The sequence below is a fragment of the Citrobacter sedlakii genome, assembly GCF_018128425.1.
Taxonomy (GTDB): domain Bacteria; phylum Pseudomonadota; class Gammaproteobacteria; order Enterobacterales; family Enterobacteriaceae; genus Citrobacter_A; species Citrobacter_A sedlakii.
The window spans coordinates 3,090,006-3,103,103 of record NZ_CP071070.1; the positions used below are offsets into that span (position 1 = coordinate 3,090,006).

Genomic DNA, 13,098 nt, shown 5'->3' on the forward strand with positions numbered 1-13,098 from the left:
AAGGCAGCGACGAATGGAACTTCGAAATAAAAAACTGACCCATGACGAGTTTATGACCGAACGGCACCAGGTGTTGCAGACGTGGTCAACCGGCAAAGATGTCGAACAATTTGAAGATGGCGTGAAGTACCAGCAGACCATCCCGGAGAAAAAACGCTTCTCTCATGCCCTGCTAAAAGCCGATCAGCAGGGAAAAACCCTGAGCCAGCCGCGCGCGGGCGTGGCGTTAATGGACGAACACATTGCGCTGCTGAAAACGTTGCAAACGGAGTGCGATCTTCTGCCCAGCACCATTGATGCCTACACCCGTCTGAACCGCTATGAAGAAGCGGCGATCGGCATTCAAAAATCGATCGAAGCCGGCACCTCAAAACTTAATGGCTTACCGGTGGTAAACCACGGCGTAGCGGCCTGCCGCCGGATGACCGAAGCGCTGGAAAAGCCGATTCAGGTACGCCACGGTACGCCGGATGCCCGCCTGCTGGCGGAAATCGCAATGGCCAGCGGCTTCACCAGCTACGAAGGTGGCGGCATCTCTTACAACATTCCTTACGCCAAGCGCGTCACGCTGGAAAAATCGATCCGCGACTGGCAGTACTGCGACCGCCTGATGGGGCTGTACGAGGAACACGGCATACGCATTAACCGCGAGCCGTTCGGCCCATTGACCGGCACGTTGATCCCTCCGTTTATGTCCCATGCCGTAGCGATTATCGAAGGCTTACTGGCGCTGGAACAGGGAGTGAAATCCATTACCGTGGGTTACGGACAGGTCGGCAGTCTGACCCAGGATGTTGCGGCGATCCAGTCGTTGCGCGAGCTATCCCATGAATACTTCCAGAACTACGGTTTCGATGACTATGAGTTGAGCACCGTGTTCCATCAGTGGATGGGCGGCTTCCCGGAAGATGAATCGAAAGCGTTCGCCATTATCTCCTGGGGAGCGGCGGTTGCGGGGATGGCTGGCGCCACCAAAGTCATTACCAAAAGCCCGCACGAAGCCTTTGGTATTCCTACCGCAGCGGCGAACGTGCAGGGGCTGAAGGCGTCCCGACAGATGCTCAACATGGTCAGCGACCAGAAATTCCCGCCGTGTAAAGCGGTCGAGCAGGAAGTCGAGCTGATTAAGAGCGAAGTGCGCGCGGTGTTGAAGAAAGTCTTTGAACTGGGCAACGGCGACGTGGCGCGCGGAACGGTGCTGGCCTTCGAAGCCGGGGTGCTGGATGTGCCGTTCGCGCCTGCCGCCTGTAACGCGGGCAAAATCCTGCCGGTGCGCGATAACAGCGGCGCGATCCGTGTACTCGAAGCCGGCGCGGTGCCGCTACCGAAAGACATTCTCGCGCTGCACCATGACTATGTTGCCGAGCGCGCGCGCTTTGAAGGACGTAAACCCTCATTCCAGATGGTTGTTGATGACATCAACGCGGTATCCCACAGTCAATTAATAGGAAGACCATAATGAAAATCAAAAAGGCCCTTTTCACCGCTGGCTACTCCTCTTTTTATTTCGACGATCAGCAGGCGATCAAAAACGGCGCAGGTCATGACGGGTTTATTTACACCGGCGCGCCGGTTACGCCAGGCTTTAGCGCCGTGCGTCAGGCGGGCGAATGCGTATCGGTCCAGTTGATTCTGGAAAATGGCGCGGTGGCGGTTGGCGACTGCGCCGCCGTGCAGTACTCCGGCGCGGGTGGCCGTGACCCACTGTTCCTCGCAGAGCATTTTATTCCCTTCCTTAACGATCATATTAAACCGCTGCTGGAAGGCCGTGATGTGGACGCGTTTCTGCCCAACGCCCGCTTCTTCGACAAGCTGCGTATCGACGGTAAGCTGCTGCACACCGCCGTACGTTACGGCCTGTCCCAGGCGCTGCTTGACGCCACGGCGCTGGCCTCCGGTCGCCTGAAAACGGAAGTGGTATGTGACGAATGGCAACTGCCGTGCGTCCCGGAAGCCATTCCCTTATTCGGACAAAGCGGCGATGACCGCTATATCGCTGTCGACAAGATGATCCTGAAAGGCGTTGACGTCCTGCCTCACGCGTTGATCAACAACGTCGAAGAAAAACTTGGCTTCCACGGTGAAAAACTGCGTGAGTACGTGCGCTGGCTGTCGGATCGCATCCTGACCCTGCGCACCAGCCCACGCTATCACCCGACGCTGCACATTGACGTTTACGGCACTATCGGCCTGATTTTCGATATGGATCCTGTACGCTGCGCTGCGTACATCGCCAGCCTTGAAAAAGAGGCGCAGGGGCTGCCGCTGTACATTGAAGGCCCGGTGGATGCAGGTAACAAGCCGGATCAGATCCGCATGCTGACCGCCATCACCAAAGAGCTGACCCGTCTGGGCTCCGGGGTAAAAATTGTCGCGGACGAATGGTGTAACACCTACCAGGACATTGTGGACTTCACCGATGCCGGCAGTTGCCACATGGTACAGATCAAAACCCCGGATCTCGGCGGCATTCACAACATCGTTGACGCGGTGCTGTACTGCAACAAACACGGCATGGAAGCCTACCAGGGCGGCACCTGTAACGAAACCGAAATCAGCGCCCGTACCTGCGTTCACGTGGCGCTCGCCGCGCGGCCAATGCGCATGCTGATCAAGCCGGGCATGGGCTTCGATGAAGGTCTTAACATTGTGTTTAACGAAATGAACCGCACTATCGCGCTGTTACAGACTAAGGATTAACTGATGGCCCGTACTTTTAAGATCTTATCACCGACGGCCATTCTCGGTTATGGCTTCCCGGAAGACAGTTTTCGCAAAGCCATGGAAGCGTCACCGGATCTGATCGCCGTTGACGCGGGTTCTTCCGATCCTGGCCCCCACTACCTGGGGGCGGGTAAACCGTTTACCGACAGGGCCGGCGTGAAGCGCGACCTGCGCTATATGATCGTCGCTGGCGTGAAAAACAACATCCCGGTGGTGATTGGCACCGCCGGGGGGTCCGGCGCGGCGCCGCATCTGGAATGGTGCCGCCAGATAATCCTCGAGATCGCGCAGGAAGAAAACCTGTCATTCTCGCTGGCGCTGATCCCTGCGGATGTCGATAAAGCGATCGTGCATGCGGCGCTGGACAACGGCAAGATCACCGCGCTGGATTTCGTTCCCGAACTCACCCATGAGGCGATTGAAGAGAGCACCTACATCGTGGCGCAAATGGGCGTAGAGCCCTTCCAGCGTGCGCTCGCCGCCGGTGCGCAGGTCGTGCTGGGGGGACGTGCTTACGATCCGGCGTGCTTCGCAGCCCTGCCCATTATGCAGGGATTCGATGAAGGCCTAGCGCTGCATTGCGGGAAAATCCTTGAATGCGCAGCGATTGCCGCCACGCCGGGGTCCGGTTCCGACTGTGCGATGGGGATCATTGACGACAACGGCTTCACCCTGAAAACGTTCAACCCGAAGCGGAAGTTCACCGAAACCTCAGCCGCGGCGCACACCCTGTATGAGAAGTCCGATCCTTACAGCCTGCCGGGGCCTGGCGGGGTGCTGAATCTGAAAGGCTGTCATTTTAAAGCGGTCAACGATGGCGAGGTGTACGTTAGCGGTTCACGCCACGAAACCACGCCGTATGCGCTGAAGCTGGAAGGGGCGCGCCAGGTAGGATTCCGCTGCCTGACCATCGCCGGCACGCGCGATCCGATCATGATTGCCGGAATTGATACCATTCTGGAAGACGTGAAAGCCAGCGTGGCGCAAAACCTCTCGCTGAATGACGACAGCATTCGTATGACGTTTCACCTGTACGGCAAAAACGGCGTGATGGGCAACCATGAGCCGGTCAACACCGCCGGGCATGAGCTGGGCATTCTGCTGGATGTGGTGGCGCCGACCCAGGATATCGCCAACAGCGTCTGTTCGCTGGTGCGCTCTACCCTGCTCCACTACGGCTATGAAAACCGGATCGCCACCGCGGGCAACCTCGCCTTCCCGTTCTCGCCTTCCGATATCCAGAGCGGGCCGGTGTATGAGTTCTCGGTCTATCATCTGATTGAAGCGAGCGACGATCTGCGTTTTGACTTCCGCCTCGAGCAGGTGACGCCAGAAGGAGTAACGGCATGAAATACCCTATTTGCACCCTGGCTCAGGTGATTCGCTCTAAAAATGCCGGGCCGTACGAACTGGTGTTAGATATTTTATTTAAAACACGTGAAGACTATCAGCGGGTTAAACGTTCAGAGCAATTAACGCCGCAGTTAATTGCCGGCCTGTATAACGTGGCGCCTGACTTTATTCATCGCATTGTCTGGTTTGACCCGGCGAATGCGGTAAAAATCGTCATGCCTCGCGATATTATTTCCGGCAATGTTGGCGACAATGATGTTTATGGCGCACAGCAACATGCCCCGCTGTTAAATATTACATTCGACCTTGAGTAATTAATAACAATAACATCCACCGGCGTACAGGGTTTCGCTGTATCACTGTATTCCAGTTTATTTAAATGGTTGGTCACAACAGGCTGGCGTCCGGCTGCTTCTGCGGTGCGTACGCCCCTTCTCCTGCTGCCGCCAACCCTTATCCGTATCCGATGGAGTGAAAATGAAAAAAATAAGTCTGACCAAAATGATCATATTAGGCCTGATTCTCGGCATGATTGCCGGGGTGGCTATTAATAATATGGCATCAGCCGATACTGCAAAAACCTATGCGCAGGAAATTTCTATTTTTACCACCATATTTCTGCGCATGGTTAAAATGATTATCGCGCCACTGGTTATTTCAACGCTGGTGGTGGGTATCGCCAAAATGGGCGACGCAAAGACGCTCGGACGTATCTTTTCAAAAACCTTTTTTCTGTTTATTTGCGCGTCGCTGCTGTCAATTGCGCTGGGTCTGGTGATCGTCAACCTGTTCCAGCCGGGGGCAGGGATTAACTTTGTCGCCCACGATGCGGGCGCCGTAGCCGCCGTCCAGTCAGAACCGTTTACCCTGAAGGTGTTTATTTCCCATGCGGTGCCCACCAGTATCGTGGATGCGATGGCGCGTAACGAGATCCTGCAAATCGTGGTGTTCTCCATTTTCCTCGGCTGTAGCCTCGCGGCGATAGGCGAAAAAGCGGAACCGATCGTCAAAGTGCTCGACTCGCTGGTTCACGTGATGCTGAAACTGACCGGCTATGTCATGCTGTTCGCTCCGTTGACGGTTTTCGCCGCGATCTCCGGCCTGATTGCCGAACGCGGGCTGGGCGTCATGGTGAGCGCCGGGATCTTTATGGGCGAATTCTACCTGACGTTGGGGATGCTGTGGGCAATCCTGATTGGCTTGTCGGCAATGCTTGTCGGTCCGTGCATTGGCCGCCTGACCAAATCCATCCTCGAACCGGCGCTGCTGGCCTTTACCACCTCCAGCTCAGAGGCCGCCTTCCCCGGCACGCTGAACAAACTGGAAAAATTCGGCGTCTCGTCCAAAATTGCCAGCTTCGTCCTGCCGATTGGTTACTCCTTTAACCTTGTCGGTTCCATGGCCTACTGCTCGTTTGCCACTGTGTTTATCGCCCAGGCGTGCAACATTGAGCTGAGCATGGGCGAACAAATCACCATGCTATTGATCCTGATGCTCACGTCTAAAGGCATGGCGGGCGTTCCACGCGCCTCGATGGTGGTGATTGCCGCCACCCTCAACCAGTTCCACATCCCTGAAGCGGGGCTGATCCTGCTGATGGGCGTCGATCCGTTCCTCGATATGGGCCGCTCCGCCACCAACGTGATGAGTAACGCAATGGGCGCGGCGATCGTTGGCCGCTGGGAAGGCGAGCACTTCGGTGAAGGCTGTCGCGGCACCGCGCCCGCGCCGGTTAAGGCCCCCGAGCAGGAACGTCCAGCGACTGAGCCGTCAGAAGTGGCCATGTCCTGATCGCGCAACAATGCCGGATGACGCCACTGCTTATCCGGCCTGCGAATCGCACATTTTTCCAGGCCGGATAAGGCGCAACGCCGTCTTCCGGCGTAATTTGTCGAGCGAGATTGCACCATGAACGTGAAACTTTTTGGCTCAGCTATCATTATCGCCAGCCTGTATTTCAACGCCCCTGTGCTGGCACAGCCTGCACCGGACTATGCCGCGCTGATTGAACAGGCGCACCAGAAATTCAAAAGTAACGCAGACGGAAAAGTCGCCGACTACATTCCTGCGCTGGCAACCTACAGCCCCGCTAATTTCGCCATTACCCTCGCCACGGTGGACGGTAAAATTTACCAGACGGGCGATGTGAAAAAAGCGTTTCCGATGGAATCGCTCAGCAAAGTGTTCACGCTGGCACTGGCCATGGAACAGCATGGCCCGCACGTGGTGCTGGAGAAACTCGGCGCCAACGCGACTGGCCTGCCCTTCAACTCCGGCCTTGCTGTCGAGCTGACCAAAGGCGCGCCGGAGAATCCATTGGTCAACGCGGGCGCTATCAGCACCGTGAGCCTGATTGACGCGAAAGACAAAACGGACCGCTGGAACAAAATTCTCAACAACCTCAATGCCTGGGCCGATGCAACCCTCACCGTCAATGAACCGGTATTCACCTCGGAAATGGAAACCAACCAGCACAATCAGGCACTGGCAGCGTTGATGGCGTCATACGGCAGCCTCTACGGCGATACCGACGAGGCCGTTGAGATTTATACCCGCCAGTGTTCGGTGGATGTCACCGTTGAACAGCTCGCCAAAATGGGCGCGGTGCTTGCCAATAACGGTAAATCCCCCTTCAACGGCAAGCAGCTTCTGAATGCACGCTATGTACCGCAGGTGCTGGCGGAAATGGCGATTGCCGGACTGTATGACGGCAGCGGCAAATGGCTTTATACCGTCGGTATCCCGGCGAAATCCGGGGTGGGCGGCGGCATGGTTGCGGTCGTACCGGGACAATACGCCATTGCCGTCTATTCGCCGCCGCTGGATGAAGCGGGTAACAGCGTTCGCGCACAGCAAACCATCCACTATGTTGCTAACGCCACGCAGGCCAATCTTTTTATGACACGTTAAACCCCGTAGCGGATGGCGCTTGCGCTTATCCGCCTACGACTCGTTCATTTTTTACAGTTCAAACACCGCCATCCGGCAAAAAAACAAAAAGGTGAGAAGTCCTATGTCTAAACCCTTTGTCTGGCAGGAACTCTTTGTACAAAGCAAAGAAAGCACAGAATATGAACTACTCAGTAATCAGCATATTACGGTAAGCGAGCTTGACGGTGAGGAAGTGATCAAAGTGGCGCCGGAGGCGTTAACGCTGCTGGCGCAGCAGGCATTTTATGAAGCGTCATTCTTCCTGCGCGCCAGCCATCTGAAACAGATTGCCAGCATTCTGCACGACCCGCAGGCCAGCAGTAACGATAAATACGTCGCGCTACAACTGCTACGTAATGCCGAGGTCTCGGCGAAAGGCGTACTGCCAAACTGTCAGGACACCGGTACCGCGACGGTAGTCGCCAGCAAAGGGCAACGGATCTGGACCGGCGGCGATGACGCCGAAGCGCTGAGCAAAGGCATTTACACCACCTTTCAGGAGCATAACCTGCGCTATTCCCAAAACGCGCCGCTGGATATGTATCGCGAAGTGAATACCGAGACCAACCTGCCCGCACAGATCGATATTAGCGCCACCCCGGGCAGCGAATACCATTTCCTTTTCGTCAACAAAGGCGGCGGTTCGGCCAACAAAGCCGCACTGTTCCAGGAGACCAAATCGCTTCTGCAACCGGAAAAACTGACCGCCTTCCTGATAGAAAAAATGAAATCACTCGGTACCGCCGCCTGTCCGCCGTACCACATCGCTTTTGTGGTCGGCGGTCTGTCAGCGGATCAGGCGCTGAAGGTCGCGAAGCTGGCCTCGACGAAGTATTACGACAATCTGCCCACTCACGGTAACGAACTGGGGCAGGCGTTCCGCGATACGGCGCTGGAAACGACCCTGCTCAACGCCAGCCGTGAATTTGGTATTGGCGCGCAGTTCGGCGGTAAATATTTCGCTCATGATATTCGCGTTATCCGTCTGCCGCGCCATGGCGGCTCCTGTCCGATCGCGATGGCCCTTTCCTGCTCGGCGGACCGTAATATCAAAGCAAAAATTAACAAACACGGTATCTGGCTGGAAAAACTGGAACATCATCCGGGCAAGTTTATTCCTGAGTCCTGTCGCGTGGAGAACAGCGCACAGACCGTGAAGCTGGAGCTGAACCGTCCCCTGCGAGAAATTCTGCACGATCTGTCCCGACTGCCCGTCGGTACCCGCCTCTCCTTAAGCGGTCCGATCGTGGTTGCCCGCGATATTGCGCACGCCAGAATCAAAGCACGACTCGACAGCGGCGAACCGCTGCCAGCGTACCTGTGTAACCACATTGTCTATTACGCCGGTCCGGCCAGAACGCCGGACAATATGGCCTGTGGCTCGCTCGGGCCAACCACCGGCGGGCGCATGGACGGCTATGTCGACGCTTTCCAGGCGGCGGGCGGTAGCCTGATCATGCTGTCCAAAGGCAACCGCAGCCAGCAGGTTACTGACGCCTGCCACAAACACGGCGGCTTTAATCTCGGCAGCATCGGCGGTGCCGCCGCCTTGCTGGCGCAGCAGTATGTGAAAAGCCTGCGCTGCCTTGAGTATCCCGAACTGGGAATGGAAGCGGTCTGGATGATGGAGGTTGAAAACCTGCCCGCTTTCGTGCTGGTTGACGACAAAGGAAATAACTTCTTCAGTCAGTTTGAGCAGCAGCACCGGTGCGCAACCTGCCCGGCGGGGCACTAAGGAGCGTCTATGGAAACGCGAGCCAACGATGCGCGGCATCGCCAGCGCCAGCAAAAGCTGAAAGAACAGGTCGAGGCCCGGGTCGCAGCGGCCACCGGAAAAAAAGGGATCCTGATTGTTTTTACCGGCAACGGTAAAGGGAAATCCACCGCCGCGTTCGGAACCGTCACGCGCGCTGTCGGCCACGGTAAAACCGTTGGCGTCGCGCAGTTTATCAAAGGCCAGTGGGACAATGGCGAATACAACACCCTGCATCCGCTGGGCGTCGAATTCCACATTATGGGTACCGGGTTTACCTGGGAAACGCAAAACCGCGAGGCGGATATCGCGGCGGCGCTTGTCGTCTGGACAGAAGCGCAGCGGATGCTGGCCGACCCGCAGTACGATCTGGTGGTGCTGGATGAACTCACTTATATGCTGGCGTATCACTACCTTGATACCGACGCAGTGATCGCCGCCATAACGGCGCGTCCGGCGCAGCAGAGCGTGATCGTCACCGGTCGCGGCTGCCACGCGAGGCTGCTGGATCTTGCGGATACGGTCAGTGAAATGCGCCCGGTGAAGCATGCTTTTGACAGCGGTATTCAGGCGCAGGTGGGCATTGACTGGTAGTGAGCGCGCCTGCAGGAGAGCGATCGACACCTGCGGGCGACAGCACGGACCCGGGCCGGATAACGCGATACGCCGCTATCCGGCCCGGGGCATGCTTATCCGGTTTGTTCCCCCTGCCCGCACGCTGCCGACACCACCGACTTTTGTCGCAGCCAGTCACGGAAGACCTGTAAATGTCGTGACTGCGCTTTTTCCTCCCGCCAGGTCATGATGAAGCGGTTGCCGGTTCGCATCGGCACATCGCAGGGAATCACCATATCGCCATTATCCAGATCGTGTTGAATGGCAAAACGCGGCAGCAGCGCCACGCCAAGCCTGGAACGCACCGCCGCAATCAGCATCGACAGCAGATCGAAACGCGGACCTTTGTTGACCCGTGGGTCGGAAATCCCTGACAGCGCAAACCACTCCTGCCAGCCATTAATGCGCGTACTCTGATGCAACAGCGGAAACTCATTCAACAGTTCCTCCACCGCCAGCTTCTGGTTAGGGTGTGAAAGTAAACTGCCGCTACAAACCGGTAATATTTCTTCTTCAAACAGATACTCTACTTCCGGCCACGGCGAACAAAAGTCCTCGCGCATAATGGCCGCATCGTACTCACGATTAAGAAAATCGCCAATATTCGCCAGCGAATGAATATTAACGATAATATCGGGATGACATTTATTAAACTCACGTAGATTTGGGATCAGCCAGTGGGTGCTGAAGGTCGGGTTCACCGCCAGCTCGATAACTTCCACCGTCGGTTGCCAGGTCATAATAGAATGGGTATCACGCTCCAGTTTGTTGAGCGTTTCCTTAACAATACTCAAATAATGCTTTCCGGCAGCATTTAAATAAATCCGCTTTTTTGCGTGATTAAATAATGAGGTATGCAGAAAATCCTCAAGGGCATTGACCTGACGAAACACGGCGCTTTGCGTCAGCGCTAACTCCTCTGCCGCCCGCGTATAGCTCTCGTGACGTGCCACCACTTCGAACGTGACCAACAATTCGGTCTTTGGTAACTTTCCTCTCATAACGTCTTCCATATGCCGCATACAAAAACATTTTAATTAATAAAAAATAAATGCAACCTGCCCCCCGCTAAGCCTGAGAGTTATATTTTATTTTCTACCAGGATGTCATTGATCCACTCCATGATTTATTCACAACGGAGCTGAGCAAATAATGTACGATAATACGCAATGCAGGCCTTAAACACAATTTGACGCGGGGTAATTTCACACAAATAGCGCCAATAAGTTCTCAATAATTTTTCACGTTAACTTGTTTAACAGAGAAAAAAGAGTGTGGGGTAAATCAATATTATGGAGTTATTATTTCAGGAAAATAGACTGCTGTTATTTTTAAAAACGGGACGCTCAGGACGAATCGTTCTAATTAGCGCTTCTCATCAAACGGCGCGCCTGGCGTGTGTCTGCGATAAACCGACCCGGCATGCAAACGACGAGCAAAAAAAAGGCCATCGTAAGATGGCCAACCATGTCGAAAACGGACCGACCCTTCCCCCTTCATCACGGGAAAATGAAGGGCTTGGGCCGTTTACTCTTATCGTGTTCATCCTTCAGGCTGCCTCGTTGTTGGCTGCGGTCTGAAACCCCAGCCGCAGAGTTATCTGCGCGTCCGGGGATTTCATCGCTTGCCGCCGCGATGCAGCTTAAATGATGTTGTTTATGTCATTACCTTACTTGATGACAGCTTTCAGCGCTTCGCCGATATCGGCCAGGCTGCGAACCGTTTTCACGCCTGCGGCTTCCAGGGCTGCGAATTTCTCATCAGCCGTACCTTTACCGCCGGCGATAATGGCGCCTGCGTGACCCATACGCTTACCTTTCGGCGCGGTCACACCGGCGATATAGCCCACAACCGGCTTGGTGACGTGATCTTTGATGTACGCAGCCGCTTCTTCTTCCGCGCTACCGCCGATCTCACCGATCATCACGATCGCTTCGGTCTGCGGATCTTCCTGGAACAGCTTCAGGATGTCGATGAAGTTAGAGCCCGGGATCGGGTCACCGCCGATGCCCACGCAGGTGGACTGGCCGAAGCCGTAATCGGTGGTCTGCTTAACCGCTTCATAGGTCAGCGTACCGGAACGGGAAACGATACCCACTTTACCCGGCTTATGGATGTGGCCCGGCATGATGCCGATCTTGCATTCGCCTGGGGTGATCACGCCCGGGCAGTTCGGCCCGATCATGCGCACGCCCGCTTCGTCCAGCTTCACCTTCACGGTCAGCATATCCAGCGTCGGGATACCTTCGGTGATGGTGATAATCAGCTTAATGCCCGCGTCGATCGCTTCCAGAATGGAATCTTTACAGAACGGAGCCGGAACGTAGATCACAGAGGCAGTCGCGCCTGTTGCTTCTACCGCTTCACGCACGGTGTTGAACACCGGCAGGCCCAGATGGGTGGTGCCGCCTTTACCTGGCGTGACGCCGCCAACCATTTGCGTACCGTAAGCGATCGCCTGTTCGGAGTGGAACGTCCCCTGGCTACCGGTGAAGCCCTGACAGATAACCTTGGTGTTTTTATCGATTAAAACAGACATTATTTCCCCTCCACTGCGGCAACAACCTGCTGAGCTGCATCCGTCAGACTTTTCGCTGCAATAATATTCAGGCCGCTGTCAGCCAGTTTCTTCGCGCCGAGTTCGGCGTTGTTGCCTTCCAGACGCACAACCACCGGCACGTTAACGCCCACTTCTTCCACCGCGCCGATAATACCGTCTGCGATCAGGTCGCAACGGACAATACCGCCGAAGATGTTAACCAGCACGGCTTTCACGTTGTCGTCAGAGAGAATAATTTTGAACGCTTCGGTCACGCGCTCTTTGGTCGCGCCGCCGCCCACGTCGAGGAAGTTCGCCGGTTCGCCGCCGTGCAGCTTAACGATGTCCATGGTGCCCATCGCCAGACCCGCGCCGTTCACCATACAGCCGATATTGCCGTCCAGCGCCACGTAGTTCAGTTCCCACTGCGCAGCCTGCGCTTCGCGCGGATCTTCCTGCGACTGGTCGCGCATTTCGCGCAGATCCGGCTGGCGGAACAGCGCATTGCCGTCAGCGCCCAGCTTGCCGTCGAGGCAGATCAGATCGCCTTGTTTGGTGATAACCAGCGGGTTAATTTCGATCAGCGCCAGATCGCGCTCCAGGAAAATGGTCGCCAGGCCCATGAAGATCCGGGTGAACTGCTGCACCAGTTTGCCTTCCAGACCCAGTTTGAACGCCAGCTCGCGTCCCTGATACGGCATCGGTCCGGTCAGCGGATCGAGTGCCACTTTATGGATCAGGTGCGGGGTTTCTTCCGCCACTTTTTCAATTTCCACGCCGCCTTCGGTAGAGGCCATAAAGACCACGCGACGGGAGCTGCGGTCAACAACCGCGCCCAGATACAGTTCTTTGTCGATATCGGTCGCCGCTTCAACCAGAATCTGGTTAACCGGCTGGCCGTTCGCATCTGTCTGGTAGGTCACCAGGCGTTTGCCCAGCCAGTGTTCAGCAAACGCGCGAATCTCTTCTTTGCTGTTAACAACCTTCACACCGCCCGCTTTACCACGGCCACCAGCGTGAACCTGACATTTTACTACCCACGGACCGGCACCGATTTTCGATGCCGCTTCTTCAGCCTGGCGCGGAGTAGTACAGGCATAACCCACCGGCGCCGGTAAGCCATAGCGGGCAAAAAGTTGTTTTGCCTGATATTCATGTAAGTTCATGTGTTCTGTCCATCCTT

General features: G+C 55.9%; 12 protein-coding genes. 9 read left to right on the plus strand and 3 right to left on the minus strand.

Translation table 11 applies throughout. The annotated features are described in order from the left end of the window. Positions 1–13: 13 nt before the first annotated feature. The 8 genes from JY391_RS14745 (at position 14) to cobO (ending at position 9,355) form a co-directional block, all read left to right on the plus strand. Positions 14–1,459 carry a methylaspartate mutase subunit E gene (locus tag JY391_RS14745; RefSeq protein WP_042285278.1) on the plus strand — a complete coding sequence of 482 codons (1,446 nt, stop codon included), beginning with the start codon at positions 14–16 and terminating at the stop codon, positions 1,457–1,459. Further along, positions 1,459–2,700, plus strand: a complete 1,242-nt coding sequence (locus JY391_RS14750) for a methylaspartate ammonia-lyase (RefSeq protein WP_042285281.1) — start codon at positions 1,459–1,461, stop codon at positions 2,698–2,700. Before JY391_RS14745 ends, JY391_RS14750 begins: the two co-directional genes overlap by 1 nt. Positions 2,701–2,703: 3 nt before the next feature. Then, positions 2,704–4,074, plus strand: a complete 1,371-nt coding sequence (locus JY391_RS14755; protein ID WP_060568869.1) for an acyclic terpene utilization AtuA family protein — start codon at positions 2,704–2,706, stop codon at positions 4,072–4,074. Beyond that, positions 4,071–4,391 (plus strand): DUF4387 domain-containing protein, encoded by a 321-nt coding sequence (locus JY391_RS14760; protein ID WP_060568870.1) that lies wholly within the window; start codon positions 4,071–4,073, stop codon positions 4,389–4,391. Before JY391_RS14755 ends, JY391_RS14760 begins: the two co-directional genes overlap by 4 nt. A 163-nt stretch (positions 4,392–4,554) precedes the next feature. Continuing rightward, positions 4,555–5,868 (plus strand): dicarboxylate/amino acid:cation symporter, encoded by a 1,314-nt coding sequence (locus tag JY391_RS14765; protein WP_042285290.1) that lies wholly within the window; start codon positions 4,555–4,557, stop codon positions 5,866–5,868. Between the two features lie 117 nt (positions 5,869–5,985). After that, on the plus strand, positions 5,986–6,987 hold the full coding sequence (glsA, locus tag JY391_RS14770; RefSeq protein WP_042285293.1) for a glutaminase A: 1,002 nt from the start codon (positions 5,986–5,988) through the stop codon (positions 6,985–6,987). Between the two features lie 103 nt (positions 6,988–7,090). Then, entirely contained in the window at positions 7,091–8,743 is a 1,653-nt protein-coding gene (locus JY391_RS14775) for a class I fumarate hydratase (protein ID WP_060568872.1), read from the plus strand. 9 nt (positions 8,744–8,752) lie between these two features. Beyond that, entirely contained in the window at positions 8,753–9,355 is a 603-nt protein-coding gene (gene cobO, locus JY391_RS14780; RefSeq protein ID WP_042285298.1) for a cob(I)yrinic acid a,c-diamide adenosyltransferase, read from the plus strand. Between the two features lie 95 nt (positions 9,356–9,450). Here the strand turns inward: cobO and JY391_RS14785 are convergent, their stop codons facing one another. Beyond that, positions 9,451–10,377 carry a LysR family transcriptional regulator gene (locus JY391_RS14785; protein WP_211934525.1) on the minus strand — a complete coding sequence of 309 codons (927 nt, stop codon included), beginning with the start codon at positions 10,375–10,377 and terminating at the stop codon, positions 9,451–9,453. 291 nt (positions 10,378–10,668) lie between these two features. Between JY391_RS14785 and JY391_RS14790 the strand changes: the two genes are divergently transcribed. Beyond that, a complete protein-coding gene (locus JY391_RS14790) occupies positions 10,669–10,956 on the plus strand; it encodes a hypothetical protein (RefSeq protein ID WP_211934526.1) in 288 nt (95 codons plus the stop codon). An 89-nt stretch (positions 10,957–11,045) separates the two neighbouring features. On the opposite strand, the gene sucD is transcribed toward JY391_RS14790, so the two are convergent. Together sucD and sucC are read right to left on the minus strand one after the other, a co-directional pair. After that, positions 11,046–11,915 (minus strand): succinate--CoA ligase subunit alpha, encoded by an 870-nt coding sequence (gene sucD, locus JY391_RS14795; RefSeq protein WP_042285336.1) that lies wholly within the window; start codon positions 11,913–11,915, stop codon positions 11,046–11,048. Then, positions 11,915–13,081, minus strand: coding sequence for an ADP-forming succinate--CoA ligase subunit beta (gene sucC / locus JY391_RS14800; RefSeq protein WP_042285338.1), 1,167 nt, complete (start codon positions 13,079–13,081; stop codon positions 11,915–11,917). Before sucC ends, sucD begins: the two co-directional genes overlap by 1 nt. Positions 13,082–13,098 lie beyond the last annotated feature (17 nt).